This window comes from Mesorhizobium sp. M4B.F.Ca.ET.203.01.1.1, assembly GCF_004791025.1.
In the GTDB taxonomy this organism is placed as follows: Bacteria; Pseudomonadota; Alphaproteobacteria; order Rhizobiales; family Rhizobiaceae; genus Mesorhizobium; species Mesorhizobium abyssinicae.
In genome coordinates this window covers 60,100-83,667 of sequence record NZ_SRUO01000007.1, presented here as the reverse complement: position 1 = coordinate 83,667, position 23,568 = coordinate 60,100, and the positions used below count along the sequence as shown (strand labels likewise).

Below are 23,568 nucleotides of genomic sequence, written 5' to 3'. Positions count from 1 at the left end.
GGCGCCGCTTGGCGCCCTTTTTCATTCGGCCGGCTGGGCGGTGGTGCGGCGCAGTCTCAATCGCCCGGCCTCGACCGCCCGCGCAAGCCCGATCCGGAGCATGCGCTGCGCCGGCCGCTCGAAATAGAGCCAGATCGCCGAGGAGACAAAGAGCATGAGCGCGACGCAGGCAAAGGCGGCCACCCATCCGCCGGCCAGCGGTGTGGCGGCGTTGATGACGAAATAGCCGACGTTCTGGTGCAGGAGGTAGAGCGGATAGGTCAGGCCGCCGAGCGCCAATGTCAGCGAGGACGAGCTGATATGGCCGTGCAGCAAGACAGCGGCAATCAACGCGCCATGCATGACGACATTGGCGGCCACCAGATTGGCGGTCGGGACGGCGGCGCCATAGGCCTCCAGCATCCACTGCTGGGTCACGGTGATGGTGCAGCTGGAGATCAGGAAGGCAGCCGCGAGGAGCAGCAAGGCGGGCCTTGAACGGCCATGCGCGTGAAGGTGGTGGACCAGCAGGCCGGCGGCGAAGAGTGGGCCGAACTCGGTGATGAACAGGAGCCTGATCGCGCGGCTGCCGATGAAGACCTCGTTCAACGTGGAGATCGCCAGCCAGGCGAAGATCAGTTGCAGCTTTCGGTTCCGAAAAGCCCCGGTCGCCATGGCGAGCGTCACCCAGCCGTAGAAGATCAGCTCCAGGAAGATCGACCAGTAGACGCCGTCCATGAAAGGCTGGCCGAAGACCGGCGCCACCATCGACAGATTTGCTGCATACTGCGCTAAGGAGGTCGAGAACAGCGGCGCGCCGAAAGAGACGACAGCCGCGAAGCTGATCGTCATGCACAGCGCGAAGCCGGGATAGAGGCGGGCGAAACGCGCGATCGCGAACAGCTCCCAGCCGCGGCTTTCCGCCGACCAGGCAATGACGAAGCCACTGATCAGAAAGAACAGATTGACCCCGAGATAGCCGTAGATGGCGATGGGCGCGACATCCGCAAAGCTGCCGTCGGCAAGATCGCCAGCAGCCGGGCCGCGAAAGAAATAGTGAAAGAATACAACGGCAAGCGCCGCCGCCAGCCGCAACAGGTCCAGCGTCGCGATATAGTCCTGCCGCGCCGGTCTGGCGTCCATGCGGCCCTCGCATCTACGGTCCGGCACGCATAGCGCGGATCGCGATGGAACGGGATAGGGAGGCCATACCTATCGCAAGTTGTAGTAAATGCGGCGAATTCGAAACGCGGTCAGACCGCAGAGCCGTAAAGATCGTAGGCGTCGGCGCGATCGACCTTAACGGTGACGATGTCGCCGGCGCGCAGCGGACGGCGCGACTGGATATGCACCGAGCCGTCGATCTCCGGCGCGTCATATTTGGTGCGGCCCTTGGCCGACGTGCCGTGCGCCTCGTCGATCAGCACCGGCAGGCGCTTGCCGACCTTCCTGGCGAGCTGCGTGGCCGAGATCTTCTGCTGGCGCTGCATGAAACGATGCCAGCGCGCCTCCTTGATCTCCTGCGGCACCTGCTCGAGACCGAGATCGTTGGAGCGGGCGCCCTTGACCGGCTCGTATTTGAAGCAGCCGGCGCGGTCGATCTTGGCCTCGTCCAGCCAGTCTAGCAGCATCTCGAAATCCTCGTCGGTCTCGCCGGGGAAGCCAACGATGAAGGTCGAGCGGATCGCGAGATCCGGGCACACCTCGCGCCAGCCGCGGATGCGCTCAAGCGTCTTTTCGCCGTGCGCGGGGCGGCGCATGTTCTTCAGCACCTGCGGCGAGGCATGCTGGAACGGGATGTCGAGATAGGGAAGGATCTTGCCCTCCGCCATCAGCGGAATGACGTCGGCGACATGCGGGTAGGGATAGACATAGTGCATGCGTATCCAGATGCCGAGCTTGCCGAGTTCTTCGGCCAGGTCGAGGAACTTCGCCTTGACCTCGCGGTCGCCGAATATGCTGGTCTGGTACTTGATGTCGATGCCGTAGGCGCTGGTGTCCTGCGAGATGACGAGGATCTCCTTGACGCCGGCCTTGGCAAGCTTCTCGGCCTCGCGCAACACGTCTGCAGCCGGCCGTGAAACGAGGTCGCCGCGCAGTGCCGGGATGATGCAGAAAGTGCAGCGGTTGTTGCAGCCCTCGGAGATCTTCAGGTAGGCGTAGTGGCGCGGCGTGAGCTTCACGCCTTGCGGCGGCAAAAGGTCGACGTAGGGGTCGTGGCTGGGCGGCGCCGCCTCGTGCACCGCCGCCATGACGCTCTCATAGGCTTGCGGTCCGGTGATGGCGAGAACGTTGGGATGCTTCTCGCGGATCACCTCCGGTTCGGCGCCGAGGCAGCCGGTGACGATGACGCGGCCGTTCTCGGACAGCGCCGAGCCGATGGCGTTGAGCGACTCGTCGCGGGCGGAATCGAGGAAGCCGCAGGTGTTGACCACGACAAGATCAGCGCCGTCATGCTTGCGGGCGATCTCATAGCCTTCGGCGCGCAGCCGCGTGATGATGCGCTCGGAATCGACGAGCGCCTTCGGGCATCCAAGACTGACGAAACTGACGCGAGGGGCAGACATAAGGTTTTCCGGGCTTTTCGGGATCGGCGGGCGCAATACCACACTAATTGCGGCATTGGTATGGGCTGGCCCGTCCTGCGGCAAAACGCATTGCGCCGGCCCCAATCCCGGCGATGACGGATATTAAACGTCAGCCCACCGCGTTGTTCACATGCGGCCACACTTCCAACACGCCCCGATAGACCATGTCGACCGCCACATAGAGGATGATCGCCAGGCCGACATAGGCGATCCAGCGATAACGATGCAGCAGCCTGGCGATAAAGCTTGCCGCAAGGCCCATCAGGCCGATCGACAGCACGAGGCCGATGACCAGCACCCAGAAATGATCGCGCGCCGCGCCGGCGACAGCCAGCACGTTGTCCAGCGACATCGACACGTCGGCGACGACGATCTGCAATGCCGCCTGGCCAAGCGTCTTGCGCGGCGCCTTGCCGGCGATCTTGCTGTCGCTGTCGAAGTCGGTGTTGGACAGCGCCTCTGTGGCCTCCTCCTCGTCGGCATGGGAGGTGCGCAGCTCGCGGTACATCTTCCAGCACACCCAGAGCAGGAGGATGCCGCCGGCCAAGAGCAGGCCGACGATCGCGAGCAGCTTGACGGTGACCGCGGCGAACAGGATGCGCAGCACCGTTGCCGCCAGGACGCCGATCAGGATTGCCTTCTTGCGCTGCTCGGTGGGCAGACCTGCGGCCGCCAGCCCGATGACGATCGCATTGTCGCCGGCCAGCACGAGATCGATGGCAATGACCTGGAGAAGGGCGGTCAGGCTTGCGGCGCTGAAAATGTCCATCGACTGGAGGCCCTTTGCTGTTCGCCGAGTATCGGTCGTCGAATGTCCAGACGCCCTAACGTGTATGGTTCGTGCACGTCAAGTCACTGCCCGGAACAAGGTCGGCAAGGCGGGTTCTTTCGGCAAGGCTGATCGATCGGCGATCGGGATCGCAGGGTCGCCGAGAGGCTGGTGCAAGTGCACCGCTGCCTCAGTCGTAGAGGTTGTACTTCGCCCAATCGGTTTCCGGGATCTCGTCGCCGATCCGGTAACGCAACTGCAGAACCTGCATATGGTCGGGCGCGGTCTGGCACTTGAACTTCAGCCGGTACCACTGCCCCTTGCTGCGAAAGGCCGCGCCCGGACTTCTGATGGCGTCGGCGCTCATCTCCGGCGTGGCAAAGGCGTAGGCGACCACCCGGTCGGCCTTGAAGCTTTTATCGTCATGGGTGATCCGGTCGAGCACTTCGGCATCGCATCGCTGTTCGAGCCGGGTCTGTGGATCAAGTTTCAGGAGACCGGCGCGCAACGCATTGTCCATCGCCTTGGCCGGCCAAGCCAGCGTCAGGCACGCCAGAACCAAGAGGCAGAGCTTTTTCATGGGCGCGACAAGCAACATATTTTGTCTGAGAAATCAACCAGACAGGGGTTAGGGGCAGCGTCGAACGGCGGGCGCGACCTTCGCCCGCTACCGCGGTATTTGGGCCTTTTTGCCTGTATGTGAGATGCGTCACATCGTCCGGTCATCCGTTGCGTGACAGTGTGGTTCGATCCGTGACGGCGATACCGGAGGCGGCCATGCGCGCGACCATCTCTCTCCTCGTTCTGGCGGCGGGGCTGATGCCTTCGAGCTCGCTTGCCGGTCCGGCGCAATCGTCGGAAGACATCATCAAGTTCTTCGCCAGCACAGCCCATCTCGGCCAGTCGCGCGGCATATGCGTCGGCGCTGAAGCCGAATGCGACGGCAAGGCGGACGCGCCGGCGGCGGCCGGGCTGGACATGCTGATCAATTTCAACCTCGATTCCGCCGAACTCATGCCGGACGCGCAAGCCAAGCTCGGCGAATTCGCGAAGGCGCTGAAGGACAATCGTCTGAAGGCCCAGAGCTTCGTCGTCGAAGGCTATACCGACGCCTCCGGCTCGCCCGCCTACAATAAAGGGCTTTCGGAACGCCGTGCCGAGTCGGTGACCGCATTCCTGCTGTCGAACGGCATCGAGGCGTCGCGCGTCACGCCCGTTGGTCTTGGTGCAACGCATCCGCGGGTCGCCAATCCGTACGATCCGGTCAACCGCCGCGTCGAGATGCGCATAAACGCTCAATAGATATTGTGGCGCCGCTAGAACACGCCGCCGATGCCGATCCCGCCACTGATGTCAGGGGGAGGGGCAGCCGGCCGCGAGGATTGCGGTTTCGAGGACCTTGCGGCCTTTCGGCCAGTCGCCTTGCCGCGCTCGGGCGCCGTGTCGGACGAGATCCTGGCCGGCTTGGCCTTCTGCACGACGACCGGATCCTTGCACACCCGGCCCGACTGCAAGAACAGGTCGCTCAGGAGCTCGACTGTGGGTTCGGTCGTCGACGCGATCCGCCTGGTGTTCCTGTAGTAGCTGGTGAGGGCGCGGACGGAACCCTTGCCCCAATTCCCGTCGACGGTGGCGCGGTAACAGCCCAATCGGCGCAGCTCCGTCTGGATGCTGCGCGCCAGGTCTGTCGCCTTTTCCTCGTCCGGCTCGCCGGCCGACTTGCCGACGATCAGCGTTTCGAGGCCGGAGACAACGCTTTGCTTGGCGCCCTCGAGGCTGGCGACCTGCGTGCCGGCAGGCTTGACCGAGGGGCCGGCCGGCGGCGTGATCTCGACCGATCGCAATGTCTGCCCGACGATGATCACAGCCGTCTGCAGATCGTTGGAAGCAAGCTCGACCTGCAGTTTTTCCTTCGCGACCGGATCCGACAGGATACGCGAAAGGCTGGCGCTCAATTGGGCCGGATCGAGCACCTGCTGTTCGGTGAAATAGAACTGCTCTCGCAGATTCGACTGATCCCAAGGCACCTGACGGCCGAGCGTGAGCGTCTCGGTCTCGTTGCGCACGCGGATCATCATGTCGGAAATGCTGAGCCCCGGGATTTCGACATTCTGCAGCAGGGCCGTGGTAAAGGGGCTGTTGTCGCCGGCCCCGTCAACCGTGGTGTTACCGGGCTGGGTGGCAAAGGCGACAAAAGTATTCTCCCCCACTTCGACCTGCGCCAGACCGTCGGCGACGCTGGCACCTTTGCCCACCGGGTTGTTCCGGCAGGCGTCGAGGAAGATGAAGGTCTGCCGCTCACGGCTGGCAAATTTCGCGATCACGTCGTTGAGCCTGATGGCGCGCGCGGTCAGCTGCTCCAGGTTCTGCGCGTCGGGCGTGTCGACCGGCAACAGAAAGTTCTCGCCCTGAAGCTGCACGCCGTGACCGGCGTAAAAGATAAGCACCGCGCTGGCGGTCGCGAGCTTGGCGTCGGCTTGCTGAAAGAGTTGTGCAAACCCGTCGGACGAAAGATCAGTTCCGGTCAGGACGTCGAAGTTCAGCCTTTTCAGGCTCTCGGAAAGTCTTCTGGCGTCGTTGTCGGCATTGGCGAGATGGGGGAGGCGGGCGCTCTGGTAGTTGGAATTGCCCATGACGATTGCCAGCCGCTTGGCGGGCTGGGGTGTCGGCTCTTCCACGGCAGCCGCCCAAACGCCTATCAAGCCGAGACAAGAGAAGAGCAGAACCGCCACGATGCGCAGGAAGGGGGCACAGGTCATGACGCGAGCTCGTCTCAGTTGGCGACAGTCTTCGGGCCACCGAAGCGCTCACCCCATGACGGCCCTTGCGCGCCGAACCCGCATCTTCGAAGACCTGAAAATTTTACATCAGAACCCCTCTCGAAGGAAGGGCGAGACCGTGACCGATCAAAGTGAGTTACTATGATCTTCGATCGATTTTCTGCTAGTATGTCGAAATCGTATCTATGGGCGCCTGATCGTTGTTCTTGGAGAATTCAATCGCATAGCTTGCACCGACTGTTTGAGTAAAACTTTAAGTACGGGGACACGAAAATGAAAGCAGCGAATTGGCTTCTGCGCCTGTGCGCCGCGAGCGCGCTCTCGGTTGGCGCAGCATTGGCCTTCATGCCTTCGAAAGCCAATGCTTGCATCATTGAAGGCCTAGACGCCAACTGTTATCTTGGCGGAGTGGCCAACGGCGCGATTGTCGACACGTCTCTGGATGCCCTTCACAACATTGTTGACGACATTGTCGAAGCGGATGTCGGTCCGGCCAAGGCGGCTCCGCCGGCACCAGCCCAGACGGCGCCTTTTGGCGTTTTCGCTTCCGGCCAGCTTGCCCACACCGAACATGACGGCTTCAGGATTTCGAACAGCTTCGACACAATTGATGGACAACCTTTCGATGTCGATGAATTCTCCGCTGCCGTCAGCGTGGATTTCAATGCCGCCAGGCATTTCGGCTTCGATAATGAGCATGGGCTCAACATAGGCCTGTTTGGCGGCTATGCCTCGGCCGAGGTGAGTGTCGACGACCGCCGCTTTTCCAGCGGCGGCGATGCCACCAACAGAAGCGGCATGTTTGGCGGCTATGGACTCTATCGCCATGATACGAGTTATGCGCTTGTGGCGGTGTCCGCATTCCTCGGCAACACCGACGTCGAGAATGTGGACAGCGGCTCCGGCAACTATGACACGCAGGGCTATGCGATCACCGGGTCTGTTGGACGCATCTTCAACATGACCGACCGGGTCCGTTTCGATCTGCGCGGTGGATTGCTGGGCGTCACTTTCACCGGCGACGGATATGAGGACAGCTTCGGCACCGATTACGGCAAGAGCCACCTGTCCTTCGGTGCGGTCAAATTCGAACCCGGCATCTATGCCGATTTCCAGCTTGGCAATGGCATGGTGATCAGCCCCTACGCACGGGCCGATTTCCAGCAGCGTTTCGGCTACTCCAACACGGCCAGCGTCGAGGGCGAGGAAAGCGAATTCGAGGACGCGGACTTTTCCGTGGCGCTGTACTCCGGATTCAATCTGAAGATGACGGGATCCACCACGCTCAGCTCCGAAATTCGTGGCAAGTGGTCCGCGGACAGCACGACCGTCGCCGGCAAGCTGGGCCTGAAGATCGCCTTCTGAGTGGATGTCGACGAATCGAAGCAGTGACGGCGGCGATGCCAAGGGCATTTCGGGCGACGCCGGCGCTGGCGGACTGGGTGGCATCGGCGGCATCGTCAATTTCAACCTCGGCAAGGTCGAGACCTGCTCGGGGTCGGTCTGATTGCGATGCGCTTGGCGCCATCGCCGTCGACGGTACCTAACCGGCCCGTGCCGTCGCCGACGAGGGTGTGTCGACGCGGGAAATCGCCGATGTCATCGGCCGGCGCCTCGGCGTCCCTGTGGTAGCCAAGACCCACGAGGAGGCAGCCGGCCATTTTGGTTTTGTTGGCCACTTCTTCGGTCTGGGCTGGCCCGCCTCGAGCGCGCGGACCAGGGAATTGCTGGGGTGGCCGCCGAGCCAGCCCGGGCTCATCCCGGACCTCGATCGGTCGCGCCATTTCGAAAGCTGAACGGCCGATATCCATCAGGTGAATGATCCAGGCGGTCGGCCGGAGCCCGGCGGCCACCAATTGCGTGCACCACGGGTCTAGCGTGCGACGTTGCCGGTAGCGCAGCCGATTGTCCTTGCTGTATCATTCAACTTCGGGCGGCTGGCAGACCAATAAAGCGCCGGCTAATATGAAGGCGCACCTGCCGCGAGGGTGATTCCGGATCAGGCAAGACACGCGATGGAACCCGACGAACCCAGAAGAGAGCGCCGCCTTCATCCGCGCGAGATTGTCCTGAAGGAGGCCACGATAGTTGCGAGTCCGGACAACCCGGCGATTGGTTGTTCCGTGCGAAATCAGCATGAGCGGGGTGCCGAACTGCGCGTTCCCTCCGACGCCGTCGTGCCGGAGCGGTTTCTGCTGCACGTGCCCGACGATGCAGTCACCTATCAAACGGTGGTGCGCTGGCGACGCAAGGAGCGGCTTGGCGTGCAGTTCTACGGCGCACCGAAGCCTTCGACGACGGCCGGGGAGTAGCCTGTCCGGCTTTTCGTCGGAGATCACGCTTAGTCCAGCTTCTCCAGAGGACTGCCGGCATGAGGCGCGCACGCCGTCGCCATGACTATTGGCGACCTCACCAGACGGTCAGCGCCGCAGGCGGAACCCGAGCCCGCGTTGCAATCAGCCGACCAGCGGCGAGAGCAGCCGCGATTATGAAAACCGCGGTGGCGCAAAGGAAGATCGAAGACGCAAGGACGGTCCCGCTGTTGTCGTAGCAAACCGCGAATTCCATGAGCTCTACCCCTGCAATCCCCGCGCGGCTTGCATGATGATCCTGCTTCGGCATGAAAACAAGCATCTGCTAATAAAAGACAGCGCGATCGGCGGCTGAGCCTGCCTGATGATTCGCAGGCGTCAGGCGGCGGCCTTGTGGCAAGACCCACTCTCGGCCGGGAGCTCGTCGCTCGCGCTGCCTGCGGCCCGACAGTCTGTTGGGGTGGATTCGACTGACCGCCGGGCCTAACCGGCTTGGGGTTTGGGGGGCAAGCCGGCTGAGACGAACGTAATATTAGCGACTCTGCAACAAAACCCCGCGGGAACGTTTTCCCCTGCTAATGGCTAGAAGCGCAGCAGCCCGGCGCGCTCTTGTCGGGGGACAGTGACAGAGGGGCGCCGGGCCTTACCGACGTTGCTGCGAGGAAAGCGGCAACCGGCTCCAACATAGTATGCGCCTGCTCATGCAGGCGGAACACATCCATATGAACGAAGGAAGCACTAAAAGGGGGGAACACAAGTCGGGTGCGGCCTACCTCGCGCCCGACTCGGTTCATGCCAGGCGGCGACGGCCATTTGCTGGCGAGGGCAGAGGGGGGCAGGCCCTAGCGGTCAACGATGATGAATCGCGGGCATCCGGTCACGGCATAGCTCGGCGTCGTGAACGTTCCTGTTCCGGTGAAATAGGAACACACTGCCCCGTCAGCCGCTTTCTCCTGCTGATAGAGAATGCCGCTCGACGTGGCGACCAGCGCGCCATTGGAAAGAACGGCCAGCAGGCACAGGCCGGCGAGGATCGTCCGCATTTTAGCTGACTGACTAGGCGCGTTGAAGCTGTCCGACCGAGTGCACGCGAACCCTCAGCACAAGAAGGCGTGTCGCGGCAAACAGCCCCAGCACATTTGAGGCGATGGCGATGTTGACCAGGACCGACAAGACACAGAATGCGCTGGGCGCGTAACAAACGGCTTGCATAGCCTGAACCCTTCAGTTGCCTGCGCTCCCGCCGCCGCTGGTCCATCCGCAGTCGACGGCGGGTGCAGGGCTCATGTACCCGCTCGGTGCGTGGGATTGCACCGTCCCTACACCTGCGAATCTACGACCACATCAGCGGTCGCGCAATTAATGCAAAAAGGCGGGCGGCCTCATCCTTTCAGGGGCTTGGTCTTGGAAGCAGAATTTCCAAGCCGTCGACAATGGCCGAACTCACCTGTGGCCAGGTTCCAAATCGAAACCGGAAATCTGTGACTTCCCGATCCATCAAAGTCTAACGATCACGAAAGCGCACTGGAAAGCACGTGTGATAACAGTTGATTCAACCATTGCTGGTATATAAGGCGAGGGTGGCGGCTCCGACCGGCCGTAGGGGTTGGGTTGCCGGAGCCGCCGGCGCAGCCAGGGGTAGTTAGTTGACCGCGCTGTCTCAAATTAGGACAGCGCGGTCTACGAACGGTTAACGCGCCGCACTAATTCAGCGGCGGCTAACGGAATGGAAGCGGCTGGATCAAATTCGAATTGCGGGGCGAGGCGTTATGGCAAGTCCCGGTTTCGGCGCGTCTAACGTCCTGTTTTTATTTATATTATGGCGGAGGGAGTGGGATTCGAACCCACGGTGAACTTGCGCCCACGCCGGTTTTCAAGACCGGTGCCTTAAACCGCTCGGCCATCCCTCCAAGCCTTGATTTCGTTAGCTTTCTGGCGCTTTGCGCTCGGCCATTTGGGCCGCTGCTACCATTTTGCTACCGAACTAGCTTTAGCTACCGGGCTTTACCGCGCTCCTGATCGCCGCGTCAACCGCCTCGGCAGCATCTGCCTGCATCCCCGGCATGACGTGCGAATAGAGGTCGAGCGTGATGCCGATCGTCGAATGCCCTAAACGCTCGCTGGCGACCTTCGGGTGAACGCCGGCCGCGAGCATCTGCGAGGCGTGGGTGTGGCGCAGATCGTGGAAGCGGATGCGCGGCAGCTTCGTCTTGCCGAGCACGCGAATCCATTCGTGCGTCAGCGAGCGTGGCTGCAGCGGCTGGCCGTCGACCTGGGCCACAACAAAGCTATCGGCATCTGGACGGATGCCGAGGCGCAACTGTTCCTCTGCCTGCCGGGTCCGGTGGGCCTTCAACTCGGCGACGGTGGCGGCTGACAGAGCCACGGTTCGCGCCCTACCTGATTTCGGCTCCTTGTAGCGCACGCCGTCTTTGGTCTGTTCGGCGCTTTCCACGATCGCCAACTGGCGTAGGTTGTCGCCAAGGTCGACGTGGCGCCAGCGTAGGGCGAGGATCTCGCCGCGACGCAGTCCGCACTTCACCGCCAGCAACATCGGAATGAACATGCGGGTCGAGCGAAGCTCTTCGATGAGCTGCGCGGTCTGTGCAGCGTCGTAGGCCAACATCTTCTTGCGCTCGACCTTGGGCGGCGTCGTCGCCGCTGCCGGGTTCCGTGACAGCCGCTCCCAGGTCACTGCCTGGCTCAAAGCCTTTATGAGAACGCGCCGGTAATGGTGGATCGTCCTGGGCGCCAATGGGGGCAGGGGCTTGACCTCCTCGCCTTCCTTGCGCTTGCGATGGTCGGCACGCGGCTTGGTCAACGCCTCAGAGAACGCGGCGTCGATGCGGTCGGTCTTCAGCTTGGCCAAGGTCACGATGCCGATGAGCGGGGCCAGACCCTTGCGGCATATCTCGGTGTAGCGCTCGAAGGTCTTTGGCGCGACCGACGGCTTGATGAACCTCAGCCACTCGTCCAGAAACTCGGCAACCGTCTGTTTGGTAGGCTCGACATAGTTGCCTTGCTTCATCTCAGTGATGAGCCGGGAACATTCCTCCTGCGCCTGGCGCTTGGTGCCCTCGAAGCTGTGCCACTTTCGGCGGCGCTTGCCGGCCTCGTCGTAGAGATCGAGGACTATGGCCCACTTGCCGGGGCTGCGTTCCTTGATGTGGCCTTTCATTGCTTGACTCCGTTCCTGTCCTCCATCCGGCGGCGTATTCGTGTCGCCCAACCAGACTTCAGCCAAAAGGGCTCAAAGCCATATTTTCGGGCGAAGGCGCTGGGGTCGGCTTCTTCTTCAGCCTTCATTTCGCTGATGCGCTTTTCGAGGTAGGCTTCCTGCTCTTCGTCCGAGAGTGCTTGGTACATCTCGTTTTCTTTCAGAGTCTCGTGGAACGAAATGAGCCCGATATATTTGTTTTCCTCCGAGTATTTTTTTTGCTCGGCGGCTTTGTCCACGGCCTCATTGGCGTCGGCGATGCGCTTTTGCACAGCCTTGTCAGCACCCTTGAGCGTTCGGGCAGTAATGATGTCGATGATGACGTTGTAGAACGTCACCAGAATCGCCTGCAGACCGCTGACGCCGTCCAGACCGTTGGAATTGTGCTCATATCCTTGTTCCATCGCCTCACGTAGTTCGCCCTGGGTGAACAGCAAGTCAGATGTTTCCGGGTTAATAAGCAGTCGCTGTAGCCATATCGCGTCCTTCATTTGTTCCGACATGACAGTGACGCCGTCGGTAGCGAGGTCTACGGCCTGCTCAAGCTCGTTGCTTATGAATAGGCCAATCTTACAGAGGCGGCGGATCGCATCGGAGCGGGTGTTTATCCGATTCGCGAACCGCCACTCCTCAATCGCCGCGATCTCTTCTTCCGACATCATTATCGGGACGCGGTTTTCGCGTGGCTTGACCACCTTCGTTTCCCCTTCCGTGCCTTTCTATCCTCTCTTTATAAAAAATCGGCACAAGAAGCACAAGTGGCATTGCTCGGAACGGACAAGGAACTTATAAGAAAAAAAGGCACAAGTGATGCCGGAAACGATTCGAGCAGAAGGAATGACGGGCTATGACGCTCGATGAAGCGCTCACCCAGGCGACTGTGTCCGTTCAGACGGCCGGTCATGTGTTCTTCAAACTGGGCCGCAACGCCTCTTATGAAGCTGCGAAGCGAGGCGACTTCGAAACGATCCGAGTAGGCGGCAAGATCGTGGTCCCCGTGGCGCCAATCGCCGCACGGCTTGGCCTTCGGATGAAACTCAGCGGCGTAGAAGGGGCGGGCGTCCCGACATGAATGACGATGTCACAGTCGAGCAGGAACGCGCCTTCGACGATTGGTGCGAACTGGCTACCCGAGCCGCAGAGACCAAGGCCCTCGTCGATGCCGTCGCGTCGGGAAGGGCGTTCGCCAGGTTCCATTATCTCTTCATTGAATCCGAGCGCGGGGCGAACATCTCGCCACTGCGCTCCGAAAGTGCAGCATGATCAAGAAGAAGGATTTCCCGCTTATCGAACTCGCCAGCATCCGAACCGATGGTGGCACGCAATCGCGAGCCGTCATCGATAAGTCCGTGGCGTTCGAATATTCCGAAGACATTGCGGACGGTGTTTGGTTCCCGCCAGTCATCATCTTCCATGACGGCGAGGCCTATTGGCTAGCCGACGGCTTCCACAGATACGAAGCCCACGCAATGGCCGGCAAGAAGAAGATCGCCGCCGACATCAAGCAGGGGACGCGCCGCGATGCGATCCTGTTTTCTGTCGGGGCCAACGCAACCCACGGCCTGAAGCGCAGCCGAGCTGACAAACGGAGGGCGGTCGAAACCCTTTTGAATGATCCAGACTGGTCGTCTTGGTCGGATTGGGAAATCGCCAGAAAATGCAACGTCTCCAACCATCTCGTGAAAGACGTGAGAGAGGATCTAGGTAGGAATTCTCCCAGTGAGCGCACCTACAGAGACCGACACGGAAACCTGTCCTCGATGGATACTTCCCGCATCGGCAAAGCCAACGGCGGCGACGCCAAGAGTGGGGCAGCCGGATCCGAAAAGCAGGCGCAACAGGCGGAGCATGATCGCCAGTGCGACGAAGCCCGAGCGGGTCTCCCCGATGCCATCAAGCAACATGCTGCAGCCCGTGACGAAGCCGCCGCGCAAGCCAAGACCAGCAAGGTGGCGCCGGCCGACGATCTCGCTGACCGTGTTGCTGAACTTGAGGAAGCCATCCAGGGCCTTGAAGCTGACAACGCCGCGCTGAAGGCCGAGAACGCCAAGTTCGGCGATATGTGGGTCCAATATCAGAAAGGCGGGTTCGACTCGGTCATTGCTGGCAAGGACGAAGAGATTCGCTCCCTCAATGCCCGGCTGATCCAGGAAAGCGAAGACAAAGCTGGCTGGATGAAGCGCGCCAAGTCCTGGCAGAAGCGCGCTACCGATCTCGGCTGGTCCACCGACGTCGTGATCCCCATCGACCAGCAGTCCGACGAGGTAATCCGGCTTGACTGACGTGTCCGATCTCGTCGACCGGATAAGGTCGTTCGGCGCGAACATCGTGCTGGACGGCAATTCCCTGCGCGTCGTCAATCGGCAGAAGCTGCCTCCGGCGGCTGGCGCCTACGTCGCGAAGCACGGAAAGGCGATCGCCGAATATCTGCGGTCTGATGAAAACGTCGAGTTCGAAGAGCGCGCAGCCATTGTCGAGTTCGACGGTGGCGCGCCTCGCGAATGGGCGGAACAGTTCGCTCGCTACCTCACGAAGACGAAACCGGCGACCGCCGGCGCTATGGAATGGTCATGGTTCCTTACGATCTGCGGCCGGATGATCGACGAAGCCCCGAGGGCCGCATGAACGCGCTTCTTCCGATGCACCAGCAGATCGAGCTTCGTCCGCATCAAGTGCGCACAGAAGAGCTGTTGCGCCAGCGTATTCGCGAAGGCGCCCGACGCATCATCCTTGTAGCGCCGACGGCGTTCGGCAAGACGGAAACGGCGATAGACCTGGTGACCAAGAACCAGGCCAAGAAATCTCGAGCCTGGTTCATCGTCGACCGCATCACCCTGATCGACCAGACCAGCGAGCGCTTCGCGAAGTACGGCATAGATCACGGCATCATCCAGGCCGACCACTGGCTGACCGACCCGACAAAGCCTGTGCAAGTCGCCTCGGCACAGACAGTCGGCCGCCGCAAATATCCCGACGACGATCTGCCGAAGCTCATCATCGTTGATGAAGCGCACTGCGAATACCAGACCACGCTGGAGCTGATCGAGCGCGCGAAGGACGCGATCGTCGTCGGCCTGACCGCAACACCCTTCACCGACGGCATGGCCGACCATTGGGATGCGCTGGTGAACGGCGCGACAACGAACCAGCTTCTGGCCGACGGATGGTTGACGCCGCTCAAGATCAAGGCCTGCGTCACGCCGGACATGAAGGGCGCCAAGAAGGCGTTCACCGGAGAATACGACGACACCGACGCCGGCCAGCGCGGCATCACGATCATCGGCGACGTGATCCACACCTGGGTTCAGCAGACGCAGAAGCATTTCGGCGGCCCGGTGAAGACGATCGTCTTTTCGCCGTCGGTCGCGCATGGTGAGGAGCTTTGCCGCCAGTTCGCCGCGGCCGGCTTCAACTTCCAGCAGATCAGCTATCTCGACGCATCCGACAACGAGCGGCGCGAGAAGATCGAAGAATTCCGCAAGCTGGATAGCGCCATACACGGGCTTGTGTCGTGCGCCGTGCTGACCAAGGGCTTCGACGTACCGGACGTAAAGTGCGGCATCTCCTGTCGACCATACCGTAAGTCCTTCAGCTCGCACGTTCAGGAGTTGGGGCGCGTGATGCGCATCGCCGACGGCAAGCAGTTCGGGCTTTGGCTGGACCACTCCGGCAACTGCGTCACGTTCGCCGAAGACACCGCCTGGCTGTTCGAGCATGGGGTGGACAGCCTATCGAGCGCACAGAAGAAGGACAGCGAAGCGCGCGAACCTGCCGAGCGTGTGAAGCAGAAATATTTCTGCGGCGAGTGCGGCCTACAGATGGAGCCGCACCATGACACCTGCCTGTCGTGTGGTTGGCGCCGGCCAAAGTACGGCGAGATCCAGGTGGTTGAGGGCGAGTTGATCGACGTCGACTTCTCGATCAGGAACGCCTTCGAACCTCGCAAGGGCCTGCGCGCCAAATGCCTCGATGATCCACGGGCGATATGGAACACCGCCCTGGCTTACTGCTTGTCGAACGGCAGGAAGGGCGACGAGGCCTCGCGCAAATGGGCCTACGGCATTTGGCGCGGCATCTATCCCGGCAGCAAGCTTCCCTACGGACTGTATGAGACGGCTTGCGAGCCGACAAAGGTACAGGTCGACGAGTGGCAACTGGTCGAGCGTGAAGTGAAGCGCTTCCGCAAAGGTTCTCAGCGGAGGGCTGCGTGACCACCATCGACCAAGCCATCAGCAACGCTTGCGACCAGGCCGGCATTCTGCCGCCCAAGGCGATGACGCGCTTCGGTCAGTGGCTGAAAACCGACACGCTGGCGGGCAAGTCCGGCAAGGGTGACGGGCGAGTGATCGTCAACGAACTGAACGTCACCGCCTGGAACTGGCAGACCGGCGAAAAGGTAACCGTCTGGCTGAAGAATGATGTTTCCCCGGTCGAGCGCCGCAAGATCGCGCGAGACATTGAGGCGGCCAACAAGAAGAGGCTTCAGCGTGCCAAAGAGGCGGCCGGCAAGGCACAAGCGATGATGACGAAGGCCTCACCGTCGCAACATCCCTATCTGAGCAGCAAGGGCTTCCCGCACGAGCGGGCGCTGGTCATCGCGGCCGACGCGGTCAAGGCGATCGGCGGCGAATACAGCTCCTACCTCCTGCCGGACAACGGCGGCGAGCGGGCGATCCTGATCCCGGCGCGCATCGGCTCCAACGTGTCGAGCCTGCAACTGATCTGGGAAGACGGAACGAAGAAGTTTCTGGCCGGCGGCGAGATGGAGCGCGCCTGCCATCGTGTGTCGGCCGGATCCTTCACATGGTTCTGCGAGGGCTACGCGACGGCGCTTTCGCTGCGAGCCGTCGTCAAGGCGCTGCACCGGAACGACTGCATCCTTTGCTGCTTCTCGGCTTACAACGTTCTGGCGGTCGCGCGGTCGACCAAGGGGCGCCGAGCAATCCTCACCGACAATGACAAGCCGCTGACGCAATACGGCGGGCTCGGCACCGGCGAGTATTTTTCGCGCCAGGCCAACATCCCCTTCCTTATGCCGCCCCAGCTCGGAGACGATCTGAACGACGTGCATCTTCGGGAAGGCATCTTCCCGGTGCAGCGCCTGGTGTCCAACTTCCTGCGGGAGGCGATCATGTAGGAGTCGATCGGCCGCAAGGTGCCAAGGCCATGTGGGTAGCGGCGTCATCGCCTGAGCCTGCATCCGGGAGCGGTCTGGTAAAGCCGTTCGTCGCGCCGGACAACAGCGACAACATATTCTGCACCAAGCCCCGGCCGCGCCGGGCGGAGACAATCCGGGATACGAGACCGGCTCCGATCGCAGAGGCACCATTACCCACACAGGACGCACCCGGAAACGAGGTGCAGCCTCTCCTAGATCGTCTGGATGGTCTTTGAGAGGTGCCGCTGCCAGCCGAGGCAGGTGTAGGGCCGACAGGGTAACCCCGGTCCGCGTCTCATCATAGACAATCACCTATCCAGATGTGCGCGTACCCCGTCCCGATCGGCACGGTAGCGCGTCACGCTTCGCTCCTGACGGGCGAAGTGTGTCCGGAGAAGAGGATGCCGGGATTAGGGCAGGCCCGAAAACAGAGGTAGAGATGACACAACAGCAGCCGCTTAGGTTCTATCAGTTCTCATCCTTCAACAAGCGCGGAGGCAAGACACACCCGCGAGTTGCCAGGACGAGGAATCGCATTCTCGATTTGTGGGAGGGCATGGCCAGCTATTCGACCATTGCCGAGGAATTGGACATTTCCATCAGCACGGTGGTCGAGTGCATCGCGAGGGCCAAGCGCCTCAAGGACCCGCGCGCCGACCGACCCTTTCGGCACCGGAAAATTCAGATGGCCGAAAAGCGCCGTCGAGAGATCAGGCGATTGCTCGACGACGGGTATCGGCCGCGCGAAATCGCCAAGCGTCTAGGAGTTTCAAAGAGGCTTGTCCTAATCAGGATGCGAGAGAGCGACGCGTCTACAGTAGAGAAAACTAGATGAAGGGACGGAAGACAGGCGGCAGGATCGCCGGCACGCCGAACAAGGTCACGGCCTCCATCAAGGAAGCCGTGACGGAAGCGTTCCAGAAGGCGGGCGGCGTCGACTATCTGGTCAAACTCGCTGCCGAAGACCCTCGCACATTCTGCGGCCTGGTCGGCAAGGTGATGCCTCTCCAGGTAGACGCAAAGCTTGACGGGCCGCTTACGGTTCAAGTCCTGAAGCTTGCGGGGTCGGATGGCGACGATCCAGCTCCCAAATAATGGCTGGCGCCCTCGCTGGTATCAGCGCAAGGCCTGGGACACATGGGAGCGCGGCTGCAAGCGTCAGCTGCTGTTCTGGCATCGCCGCGCGGGCAAGGACGAGATCAACCTGAACATGCACGCGGTGTCCGCACACGAGCGGCCCGGCACCTACTGGCACATGCTTCCCGAGGCCGCACAGGCGCGCAAAGCCATCTGGAACGCAGTCAACCCTCACACCGGCAAGCGGCGCCTGTTCGAGGCCTTCCCTGAACCGCTGATCGAGAACATGAACGACAACGAGATGTTCGTTCGGTTCAAGGTAGGATCGACGTTTCAGGTCGTGGGCTCCGACAACTTCAACAGCCTGGTCGGCGCGCCGCCGGTCGGCATCACGTTCTCGGAATGGGCGTTGGCCAATCCTGCGGCATGGGCTTACCTGTCGCCGATCTTGGCCGAAAATGGTGGGTGGGCATCCTTCATCACCACGCCTCGCGGCAACAACCACGCCAAGGGCATGCTCGACGCGGTGAAGGGCAACGTGTTCGACCCGGTGACGAATCCACGCGGCTGGTTCAGCGAGGTGCTGCCGGCGAGCGCCACCGGCGCCATCGACGAAGTCACGATCGAGGAGCAGCGGGCGATCTATGTGGGCCTGTTCGGCAAAGAGACGGCCGACATGCTCATCGATCAGGAATACTACTGCTCATTCGCGGGTGCGCTGATCGGCTCCTATTGGGGCGCAGAGATAGCGCGGGCCGAGCGCATGGGGCGCATCGGCACGGCGTTCGACATCGATCCCAGGCATCCGGTGCATACCGCGTGGGATCTCGGCAAGGCGGTCAACAACCCAATCTGGTGCTTCCAAGTCATCGACGGCGTACCGCTGATCGTCGACTTTTACGTTCCCGACAGCGAAGACCTGGAGGATTGGTGCAAGTGGCTCGACGAGCAGGGCTACCACGGCGACGACTTCGTTCCGCACGACATCCTGCATCCGCAGTGGGGAACGAAGCGAACCCGGCTCGACACGCTGAGGGCGCACGGTCGCAAGCCGAAGATGGTCGGCATGGTCAGCCTGGCCGAGGGCAACAACGCCGGCTTGCAGACGATCAAGGTGGCGCGCTTCAGGAACACCGACAGCGTCAACGACGGCGTCGAAGGACTGAAGGCCTACCGGCGCGAGTACGACGACGAGAAGAAGACGTTCCGCGACATCCCGGTCAAGAATTGGGCCGAGCACTACGCATCCGCGTTCCGCTACCTCGGCCTGGCGTGGCGGCAGGCTATCGTGGCGGCCGAGAAGCCAGCAGGCGACAAGGGCGCATATGTCGGACAGCCCGACGGCACGATACGAAGCCAGCAGACCGTCAAGGAAGCGGTCGACGCGATGGTTAGGAGGCGCCGGGCTCGTGGCTGATGAAACCTTCTTTCGGTTTCCGAATTAAACCCCTATGGCACTATATTTCTTCGACTTTTATGACGATGACGTTGCTCAACTCGACACCGTAGGGACGGAGTTGTCTAGCTTCGATGCCGTCAAGCAGGAGGCGGTGAAGGCACTCGTGGATGTTATAAGAGAGGTCCTGCCGGACGGCCCCCACCGGGAGTTGTCATTCAAGGTCCGCGATGAAGCCGGCCGCCAACTTATGCAGGTGATGATGACGTTCCATCTTCAGGGCGCCTAATCACTCGGCACTCCGGCGCTATTGAGAGGGCTCGCAACCGTGCCGCTTCAGGCGGGCCGCTCGCGCGCCGAATTCAGCAATTTTCTGAAAGAACAGCAATTTCGTGAAAGCCGCGCACGTGCAGGCTTTCCAAGCGGCTTAGATTTTCGCGGGCTCGCACTGATCATTGCTCCATCGATAGATTGGAGCAGCTATGCCGCGCGCAGGTGGTGTCTATTCAGCCCCTCCGGGCACCAAGGGAACGCCGAACACCCCGATCGAGTCGGCGAAGTACAACGCGCTTGTCGACGATCTGGTGGGGGACGCGAACGCTGCGCGGCCCGTCACGGCTGGCGGCTCGGGATCGAGCACCGCGGTAGGTGCTGCTGACAACTTCAACGCAGCTGGCGCGGACATGGCATCGGCCGCGACTGTCAACCTGGCAAATACCACAGGTACGCTGGTCAACATCACAGGCACGGTGCCCATCACGGCGCTCGGTACGCTTCCGGCTGGTGCCGAGCGGGATCTGGTGTTCGCCGCGTCGTTGACCCTCACGCACAACGCTACCAGCCTCATCCTGCCAGGTGGTGGCAACATCACCACGGCGGCAGGCGACGTCGCACGCATGCGCTCGCTTGGCGGCGGCAACTGGCGTTGCTTCGGTTATACGCGCGCCAACGGCACACCGCTTGCCATCGCAGCATCGTCGAGCATCGCTACACCCACCCTGACGTTGAAACAGAGCGCCGCGCCGACTCCTACAGCAGAGGGTGATATCCAGTGGGACACTGACGACAACGTCCTGGTGGTCGGCGACGGTGCGGCGCAACAGATTTTCGTTCCGCTACCGAGCGGCGCGGTAGCGGGAGACTTGCTCTACCTCTCGGGTGCCAAAGCCTACACGCGAATTCCCAAGGGGACGGCTGCCCAGCAACTGCGCATGAATGCCGGTGCCACGGCGCCGGAGTGGTTCACGCCCGACACATCCGGCATCGCCAAGGCGTGGGTTTCGTTCACGGTATCCGGCTCGACCGTCACTGTTCGGAAATCATTCAACGTGTCCAGCGTCGTGAGAAACGCGTCGATGGACTACACGATCAATTTCACGAACGCGATGGCGGACGCGAACTATGCGGTCGCGGGAGCCTCTAAGCCACAGGCCGCCACAGAAGCGTGGGGTGTAGCCCCATTCTCTGTGGCCTCACTGCTTGTCGGTTCTGTCCGGGTCATAACCAAACCGGCCGGTGTTTCTGGCGACGCCGAGTTTGTCAGTGTCGTGATCTATGACTGACCAACTCTTCATTCGCGGATGGGAGATCAACCTCTAATGGACCGCAATTTCCAGCGGGCGCTTGCGCTTGTGCTCAAATCTGAAGGCGGCTGGTCGGACAATCCGGCCGATCCCGGTGGGGCGACGATGAAGGGCGTCACGCTGGCGAACTTTCGTCGCTACGTGAAGGCCAACGCGACCAAGGCCGATCTTCGCAAAATCTCGGATCAGCAGATCGCCACGGTCTACCGGCGCTTCTACTGGGATCCTGTCGCCGGCGCCGAGCTGCCCGATGGAGTGGACTACGCCGTCTTTGACTTTGCGGTGAACAGCGGTCCAGGCAGGGCGGCGAAGTACCTCCAGGCGGTGTGCGGCGTCGGCGTGGTCCAGGACGGCCGGATAGGGCCGGCCACGCTTGCCGCGGTGCGGGCCAAGCCTGCCGGCGTCGTCATCGACACGCTATGCGATGCCCGACTGGCGTTCCTCAGGCGATTGCCGACCTGGCAGACCTTCGGCCGGGGCTGGCAGAGCCGCGTGGTGGGGGTGCGCATCCAAGCCATGATGATGGCCGAGCCTGTTTTCGTTCAGCCCGTGCCGACTTCCACGGTCTCCGGCGCGACGCCGCCGAGCGTGCCGCGAGCTCCTACGCCTGCTGCTGCCGCCAAGGAACGCAATCCGCTCTGGGCCGCGCTGTTCGCTTTCCTCAAAGCCATCTTCGGAAGGAAATGACCATGCAGAGCGCAAAGCCTTGGTGGCAGTCTCTGGCGGTTTGGGCTGGCGTGTTCTCGCTGCTCAATTCCGCAGGCCTCGCCGGCATCAACATCGACTTCTCGACAGGTGACTTCAACGGCAACATTCATGAGCTAGGCGCATCGCTGATCGGCTTCGTGACCAGTATCGGCATGATCTGGGGCCGTGTCCGCGCGAAGGCGAGGATCGGCAAATGATCGAAATCGCGACCGCGCTTCTGGAATCTCTGTTCCACAATCCGACCATCATCGCCGCTTTCATCGGCATCATCGGGGCGATCGGCTGGGGCTTCCACCAACGACTTTCCGGCGCCAAGGCCGAACGCAACAGGCAGGCTGTGGATCGCCTGGCAGCCCGTGACGAGGCAGACAAGATCGACCAGGCCGTTGCCGGCATGTCTGACGCCGAGGTTATGAAGGAGCAGGCCAAATGGTCGCGCCCAAAATCCTAGCCCTGGCTGCCTTCATAGCCCTTGCCGCCTGTCAGCACGCGGGCGGCAGTTTCTGCGACCTCGAGAAGCCGAACCGCAATCCCGTCGTCGACATGACGCCGACAGAAGCGCGATCGGCAATGGCACACAATCTCAAGGGCGCCAAACTATGCGGCTGGAGGCCATGATGCACGAATTCCTCGACTTCCTTGGCATCAAAGGCCCCGTAGTGGCTGCCGGCCTCGCTGGCGGCATTCTGCGGGCGCTGTCGCGCCATCGCTACAAGATCCGTGAGATGATCGCCTCGCCGATTTGTGGGGCGTTGGCGGCGGCCTACCTGACGCTGCCGACCGTGGCCTATTCCCAAGCGATCGGTCTGCCTATCCCTGATGCCAAGGATGAAACGACCATCCTGGCCGCCGCTTTCCTGATCGGAGTGTCGGCAATGTGGATCTCGGATATCCTTTTCGAGTTCATCGTGCGGAAGCTCAGGCCGGCAACCGAAGAATGATCCCCTTCGCCATTGAAGTCGTCGTAAGCACCAACTCGGGTGTCGACGGTTTCGAAGATACTAGCGATTCGCACTTCTGGAAGGAATATGCTTCTCTGCTAGTATCTTGGGGAGGGGCAGTATGCGAATTGTGGTTGCAGCAACTGTTTTGCTTTTTTCAATTGGGGCAGCGTCCGCCGATGAAGTCCAAAGCGCTTTCTTCGTGCCGAGTATTGGAGGGGAGCCGGCGAAGGTATTTTACGATGGCACCGATGAGTTAGGTCTAGTCATTGGTGGAAAGTTCGATGCGCCACCTCAGAAATGCCCTAGTGGCGCATACTGGATGACCACCAAGGATACGCTTGTCAGTTGCGCTGGGCAGATAGAGTTCGAACTCGCCCCGCTAGATCCCAAATCATTCGCGGCGCTAAGTGCCCAAGACAGGATAAAGCTTGCCGGAGTGAGAAAGCTAGTCCCGGTATTCACGAGTGGGACAGAGACGGATGAGCATCCGCCAATGAGAAAAGAACCGTCACAGAAGGGGAAAAGGCCATGACTGAAGGCACGACGGTCCCGGACGAAAAGATGGAAGGTCGAAGAGAGCGCCTATACGGCTTTAAGACGGACGTTAGCGCCAAGCTCAGCGACATTGTAAGGTTCATTGGCTTGGGCCTAGTGGCCATTTTCTACACCATCAAGACAGGAAACACTTACGTCTCCTTTGGTTATCTCCAACTTGGGCTTCTGTATCTTGTCGGCCTTAGTGGCGTTTTTGCAATCCTGCTAGATTACATCCAATACGCGAGCAACTATGTCAGTGTCGATGAGGCTTTGAATAGGCCGACCTTGCGATACGACAAGGACTCCAAATCCTATCGCAGGGCCGAATTTGCGTTTGCCTGGAAGCAGCGTCTTACCTTATCCGGGGCGCTCGCGCTCATCGCGTTGGTAGTGCTGACGTGAAGTCTATCGCGCGACCCACCGAGCTGGGCGCCGCCTCCACTTTCTCAGGGCATACCCCTATTAGAATATTCTAATTTGCATTATTATCTACTGCCGTGCGGGAAACACGTGAGGGGCA

The 23,568-nt window shown here is 61.3% G+C and carries 30 protein-coding genes, 1 tRNA gene and 1 pseudogene; 23 read left to right on the top strand and 9 right to left on the bottom strand.

From position 1 onward, the window contains the following. Nucleotides 1-21: 21 nt before the first annotated feature. The 4 genes from EN846_RS17130 to EN846_RS17115 all read right to left on the bottom strand — a co-directional run bounded on the left by EN846_RS17130 (nt 22) and on the right by EN846_RS17115 (nt 3,934). Nucleotides 22-1,122: an acyltransferase gene (locus EN846_RS17130; protein WP_127392728.1), complete on the bottom strand. Its 1,101-nt coding sequence runs from the start codon at nt 1,120-1,122 to the stop codon at nt 22-24. A gap of 110 nt (nt 1,123-1,232) precedes the next feature. Further along, nucleotides 1,233-2,546 (bottom strand): 30S ribosomal protein S12 methylthiotransferase RimO, encoded by a 1,314-nt coding sequence (gene rimO, locus EN846_RS17125; protein ID WP_127311241.1) that lies wholly within the window; start codon nt 2,544-2,546, stop codon nt 1,233-1,235. Nucleotides 2,547-2,676: 130 nt separating this feature from the next. After that, nucleotides 2,677-3,336: a TerC family protein gene (locus EN846_RS17120; protein ID WP_127282240.1), complete on the bottom strand. Its 660-nt coding sequence runs from the start codon at nt 3,334-3,336 to the stop codon at nt 2,677-2,679. Between the two features lie 190 nt (nt 3,337-3,526). Next, on the bottom strand, nt 3,527-3,934 hold the full coding sequence (locus tag EN846_RS17115) for a DUF930 domain-containing protein (RefSeq protein ID WP_127222590.1): 408 nt from the start codon (nt 3,932-3,934) through the stop codon (nt 3,527-3,529). Nucleotides 3,935-4,113: 179 nt separating this feature from the next. Here EN846_RS17115 and EN846_RS17110 point away from each other — a divergent pair, with 179 nt between their 5' ends. After that, nucleotides 4,114-4,638: an OmpA family protein gene (locus EN846_RS17110; RefSeq protein WP_127282239.1), complete on the top strand. Its 525-nt coding sequence runs from the start codon at nt 4,114-4,116 to the stop codon at nt 4,636-4,638. Between the two features lie 14 nt (nt 4,639-4,652). Here EN846_RS17110 and EN846_RS17105 read toward each other — a convergent pair whose 3' ends face one another. Continuing rightward, entirely contained in the window at nt 4,653-6,095 is a 1,443-nt protein-coding gene (locus tag EN846_RS17105; protein WP_127282238.1) for a caspase family protein, read from the bottom strand. 294 nt (nt 6,096-6,389) lie between these two features. On the opposite strand from EN846_RS17105, the gene EN846_RS17100 reads away from it, so the two are divergent. The 4 genes and pseudogenes from EN846_RS17100 (at nt 6,390) to EN846_RS17095 (ending at nt 8,428) form a co-directional block, all read left to right on the top strand. Further along, nucleotides 6,390-7,481, top strand: a complete 1,092-nt coding sequence (locus EN846_RS17100; protein WP_127393876.1) for an autotransporter outer membrane beta-barrel domain-containing protein — start codon at nt 6,390-6,392, stop codon at nt 7,479-7,481. A 4-nt stretch (nt 7,482-7,485) separates the two neighbouring features. Next, nucleotides 7,486-7,623 (top strand): hypothetical protein, encoded by a 138-nt coding sequence (locus EN846_RS35165; protein ID WP_187331312.1) that lies wholly within the window; start codon nt 7,486-7,488, stop codon nt 7,621-7,623. A gap of 49 nt (nt 7,624-7,672) precedes the next feature. Continuing rightward, nucleotides 7,673-7,912 (top strand): annotated as a pseudogene (locus tag EN846_RS36520) (3-beta hydroxysteroid dehydrogenase); the annotation flags it as partial. Between the two features lie 219 nt (nt 7,913-8,131). Further along, nucleotides 8,132-8,428 carry a PilZ domain-containing protein gene (locus tag EN846_RS17095; protein WP_127282235.1) on the top strand — a complete coding sequence of 99 codons (297 nt, stop codon included), beginning with the start codon at nt 8,132-8,134 and terminating at the stop codon, nt 8,426-8,428. 842 nt (nt 8,429-9,270) lie between these two features. On the opposite strand, the gene EN846_RS17085 is transcribed toward EN846_RS17095, so the two are convergent. The 4 genes from EN846_RS17085 to EN846_RS17070 form a co-directional block, all read right to left on the bottom strand. Next, nucleotides 9,271-9,471 (bottom strand): hypothetical protein, encoded by a 201-nt coding sequence (locus EN846_RS17085; RefSeq protein ID WP_127282233.1) that lies wholly within the window; start codon nt 9,469-9,471, stop codon nt 9,271-9,273. 777 nt (nt 9,472-10,248) lie between these two features. Beyond that, a tRNA-Ser gene (locus EN846_RS17080) sits at nt 10,249-10,338 on the bottom strand. Between the two features lie 80 nt (nt 10,339-10,418). Continuing rightward, nucleotides 10,419-11,606 carry a site-specific integrase gene (locus EN846_RS17075; protein WP_135908321.1) on the bottom strand — a complete coding sequence of 396 codons (1,188 nt, stop codon included), beginning with the start codon at nt 11,604-11,606 and terminating at the stop codon, nt 10,419-10,421. Beyond that, nucleotides 11,603-12,340, bottom strand: a complete 738-nt coding sequence (locus tag EN846_RS17070) for a hypothetical protein (protein ID WP_127310407.1) — start codon at nt 12,338-12,340, stop codon at nt 11,603-11,605. The genes EN846_RS17075 and EN846_RS17070 overlap by 4 nt, the downstream gene beginning before the upstream one ends. 152 nt (nt 12,341-12,492) lie before the next feature. Between EN846_RS17070 and EN846_RS17065 the strand changes: the two genes are divergently transcribed. The 18 genes from EN846_RS17065 (at nt 12,493) to EN846_RS16980 (ending at nt 23,450) form a co-directional block, all read left to right on the top strand. Continuing rightward, nucleotides 12,493-12,717: a DNA-binding protein gene (locus tag EN846_RS17065; protein ID WP_189340520.1), complete on the top strand. Its 225-nt coding sequence runs from the start codon at nt 12,493-12,495 to the stop codon at nt 12,715-12,717. After that, nucleotides 12,714-12,908, top strand: coding sequence for a hypothetical protein (locus EN846_RS17060; protein ID WP_127310408.1), 195 nt, complete (start codon nt 12,714-12,716; stop codon nt 12,906-12,908). Before EN846_RS17065 ends, EN846_RS17060 begins: the two co-directional genes overlap by 4 nt. Beyond that, nucleotides 12,905-13,927, top strand: a complete 1,023-nt coding sequence (locus EN846_RS17055) for a ParB/RepB/Spo0J family partition protein (RefSeq protein ID WP_127310409.1) — start codon at nt 12,905-12,907, stop codon at nt 13,925-13,927. The genes EN846_RS17060 and EN846_RS17055 overlap by 4 nt, the downstream gene beginning before the upstream one ends. Then, the gene (locus EN846_RS17050; RefSeq protein WP_127310410.1) at nt 13,920-14,270 is read left to right on the top strand and encodes a hypothetical protein; all 351 of its coding nucleotides are present in this window, start codon (nt 13,920-13,922) and stop codon (nt 14,268-14,270) included. The genes EN846_RS17055 and EN846_RS17050 overlap by 8 nt, the downstream gene beginning before the upstream one ends. After that, a complete protein-coding gene (locus tag EN846_RS17045; RefSeq protein ID WP_210212303.1) occupies nt 14,267-15,856 on the top strand; it encodes a DEAD/DEAH box helicase family protein in 1,590 nt (529 codons plus the stop codon). Before EN846_RS17050 ends, EN846_RS17045 begins: the two co-directional genes overlap by 4 nt. Continuing rightward, nucleotides 15,853-16,782 (top strand): hypothetical protein, encoded by a 930-nt coding sequence (locus EN846_RS17040; protein ID WP_127310411.1) that lies wholly within the window; start codon nt 15,853-15,855, stop codon nt 16,780-16,782. The genes EN846_RS17045 and EN846_RS17040 overlap by 4 nt, the downstream gene beginning before the upstream one ends. A 577-nt stretch (nt 16,783-17,359) precedes the next feature. Beyond that, nucleotides 17,360-17,638, top strand: coding sequence for a helix-turn-helix domain-containing protein (locus EN846_RS17035; protein WP_187331299.1), 279 nt, complete (start codon nt 17,360-17,362; stop codon nt 17,636-17,638). Further along, nucleotides 17,635-17,898: a hypothetical protein gene (locus EN846_RS17030; RefSeq protein WP_189340522.1), complete on the top strand. Its 264-nt coding sequence runs from the start codon at nt 17,635-17,637 to the stop codon at nt 17,896-17,898. Before EN846_RS17035 ends, EN846_RS17030 begins: the two co-directional genes overlap by 4 nt. Further along, nucleotides 17,873-19,297: a hypothetical protein gene (locus EN846_RS17025; protein WP_127310412.1), complete on the top strand. Its 1,425-nt coding sequence runs from the start codon at nt 17,873-17,875 to the stop codon at nt 19,295-19,297. The genes EN846_RS17030 and EN846_RS17025 overlap by 26 nt, the downstream gene beginning before the upstream one ends. Before the next feature lie 34 nt (nt 19,298-19,331). Beyond that, on the top strand, nt 19,332-19,565 hold the full coding sequence (locus EN846_RS17020; protein ID WP_127310413.1) for a hypothetical protein: 234 nt from the start codon (nt 19,332-19,334) through the stop codon (nt 19,563-19,565). A gap of 193 nt (nt 19,566-19,758) precedes the next feature. After that, on the top strand, nt 19,759-20,838 hold the full coding sequence (locus tag EN846_RS17015) for a hypothetical protein (RefSeq protein WP_189340524.1): 1,080 nt from the start codon (nt 19,759-19,761) through the stop codon (nt 20,836-20,838). 18 nt (nt 20,839-20,856) lie between these two features. After that, complete coding sequence (locus tag EN846_RS17010; protein WP_348630823.1) at nt 20,857-21,546, top strand: glycosyl hydrolase 108 family protein; 690 nt, start codon at nt 20,857-20,859, stop codon at nt 21,544-21,546. 2 nt (nt 21,547-21,548) lie between these two features. Continuing rightward, entirely contained in the window at nt 21,549-21,764 is a 216-nt protein-coding gene (locus tag EN846_RS17005; protein WP_135908327.1) for a hypothetical protein, read from the top strand. Beyond that, nucleotides 21,761-22,018: an ABC transporter permease gene (locus EN846_RS17000; protein WP_127311291.1), complete on the top strand. Its 258-nt coding sequence runs from the start codon at nt 21,761-21,763 to the stop codon at nt 22,016-22,018. The genes EN846_RS17005 and EN846_RS17000 overlap by 4 nt, the downstream gene beginning before the upstream one ends. Continuing rightward, nucleotides 21,997-22,185 carry a hypothetical protein gene (locus EN846_RS16995; RefSeq protein ID WP_127311292.1) on the top strand — a complete coding sequence of 63 codons (189 nt, stop codon included), beginning with the start codon at nt 21,997-21,999 and terminating at the stop codon, nt 22,183-22,185. Before EN846_RS17000 ends, EN846_RS16995 begins: the two co-directional genes overlap by 22 nt. Next, nucleotides 22,185-22,508 carry a hypothetical protein gene (locus EN846_RS16990; protein WP_127311293.1) on the top strand — a complete coding sequence of 108 codons (324 nt, stop codon included), beginning with the start codon at nt 22,185-22,187 and terminating at the stop codon, nt 22,506-22,508. The genes EN846_RS16995 and EN846_RS16990 overlap by 1 nt, the downstream gene beginning before the upstream one ends. Nucleotides 22,509-22,629: 121 nt before the next feature. Beyond that, nucleotides 22,630-23,043: a hypothetical protein gene (locus EN846_RS16985; RefSeq protein ID WP_127311294.1), complete on the top strand. Its 414-nt coding sequence runs from the start codon at nt 22,630-22,632 to the stop codon at nt 23,041-23,043. Further along, nucleotides 23,040-23,450, top strand: a complete 411-nt coding sequence (locus tag EN846_RS16980; RefSeq protein WP_127311295.1) for a hypothetical protein — start codon at nt 23,040-23,042, stop codon at nt 23,448-23,450. The genes EN846_RS16985 and EN846_RS16980 overlap by 4 nt, the downstream gene beginning before the upstream one ends. Nucleotides 23,451-23,568 lie beyond the last annotated feature (118 nt).

Bases quoted from the DNA above. Each gene is read 5' to 3' on its own strand.
- EN846_RS17115 (WP_127222590.1), bottom strand. From the start codon at position 3,934: ATGTTGCTTGTCGCGCCCATGAAAAAGCTCTGCCTCTTGGTTCTGGCG.
- EN846_RS17120 (WP_127282240.1), bottom strand. From the start codon at position 3,336: ATGGACATTTTCAGCGCCGCAAGCCTGACCGCCCTTCTCCAGGTCATT.
- EN846_RS35165 (WP_187331312.1), top strand. From the start codon at position 7,486: ATGTCGACGAATCGAAGCAGTGACGGCGGCGATGCCAAGGGCATTTCG.
- EN846_RS17015 (WP_189340524.1), top strand. From the start codon at position 19,759: ATGCCGCGCGCAGGTGGTGTCTATTCAGCCCCTCCGGGCACCAAGGGA.
- EN846_RS17100 (WP_127393876.1), top strand. From the start codon at position 6,390: ATGAAAGCAGCGAATTGGCTTCTGCGCCTGTGCGCCGCGAGCGCGCTC.
- EN846_RS16990 (WP_127311293.1), top strand. From the start codon at position 22,185: ATGCACGAATTCCTCGACTTCCTTGGCATCAAAGGCCCCGTAGTGGCT.
- EN846_RS16980 (WP_127311295.1), top strand. From the start codon at position 23,040: ATGACTGAAGGCACGACGGTCCCGGACGAAAAGATGGAAGGTCGAAGA.
- EN846_RS17055 (WP_127310409.1), top strand. From the start codon at position 12,905: ATGATCAAGAAGAAGGATTTCCCGCTTATCGAACTCGCCAGCATCCGA.
- EN846_RS17065 (WP_189340520.1), top strand. From the start codon at position 12,493: ATGACGCTCGATGAAGCGCTCACCCAGGCGACTGTGTCCGTTCAGACG.
- EN846_RS17105 (WP_127282238.1), bottom strand. From the start codon at position 6,095: ATGACCTGTGCCCCCTTCCTGCGCATCGTGGCGGTTCTGCTCTTCTCT.
- rimO (WP_127311241.1), bottom strand. From the start codon at position 2,546: ATGTCTGCCCCTCGCGTCAGTTTCGTCAGTCTTGGATGCCCGAAGGCG.
- EN846_RS17075 (WP_135908321.1), bottom strand. From the start codon at position 11,606: ATGAAAGGCCACATCAAGGAACGCAGCCCCGGCAAGTGGGCCATAGTC.
- EN846_RS17085 (WP_127282233.1), bottom strand. From the start codon at position 9,471: ATGCGGACGATCCTCGCCGGCCTGTGCCTGCTGGCCGTTCTTTCCAAT.
- EN846_RS16985 (WP_127311294.1), top strand. From the start codon at position 22,630: ATGCGAATTGTGGTTGCAGCAACTGTTTTGCTTTTTTCAATTGGGGCA.
- EN846_RS17025 (WP_127310412.1), top strand. From the start codon at position 17,873: ATGGCGACGATCCAGCTCCCAAATAATGGCTGGCGCCCTCGCTGGTAT.
- EN846_RS17010 (WP_348630823.1), top strand. From the start codon at position 20,857: ATGGGAGATCAACCTCTAATGGACCGCAATTTCCAGCGGGCGCTTGCG.
- EN846_RS17030 (WP_189340522.1), top strand. From the start codon at position 17,635: ATGAAGGGACGGAAGACAGGCGGCAGGATCGCCGGCACGCCGAACAAG.
- EN846_RS17110 (WP_127282239.1), top strand. From the start codon at position 4,114: ATGCGCGCGACCATCTCTCTCCTCGTTCTGGCGGCGGGGCTGATGCCT.
- EN846_RS17130 (WP_127392728.1), bottom strand. From the start codon at position 1,122: ATGGACGCCAGACCGGCGCGGCAGGACTATATCGCGACGCTGGACCTG.
- EN846_RS17035 (WP_187331299.1), top strand. From the start codon at position 17,360: ATGGCCAGCTATTCGACCATTGCCGAGGAATTGGACATTTCCATCAGC.
- EN846_RS17045 (WP_210212303.1), top strand. From the start codon at position 14,267: ATGAACGCGCTTCTTCCGATGCACCAGCAGATCGAGCTTCGTCCGCAT.
- EN846_RS17005 (WP_135908327.1), top strand. From the start codon at position 21,549: ATGCAGAGCGCAAAGCCTTGGTGGCAGTCTCTGGCGGTTTGGGCTGGC.
- EN846_RS17095 (WP_127282235.1), top strand. From the start codon at position 8,132: ATGGAACCCGACGAACCCAGAAGAGAGCGCCGCCTTCATCCGCGCGAG.
- EN846_RS17060 (WP_127310408.1), top strand. From the start codon at position 12,714: ATGAATGACGATGTCACAGTCGAGCAGGAACGCGCCTTCGACGATTGG.
- EN846_RS17020 (WP_127310413.1), top strand. From the start codon at position 19,332: ATGGCACTATATTTCTTCGACTTTTATGACGATGACGTTGCTCAACTC.
- EN846_RS17000 (WP_127311291.1), top strand. From the start codon at position 21,761: ATGATCGAAATCGCGACCGCGCTTCTGGAATCTCTGTTCCACAATCCG.
- EN846_RS16995 (WP_127311292.1), top strand. From the start codon at position 21,997: ATGGTCGCGCCCAAAATCCTAGCCCTGGCTGCCTTCATAGCCCTTGCC.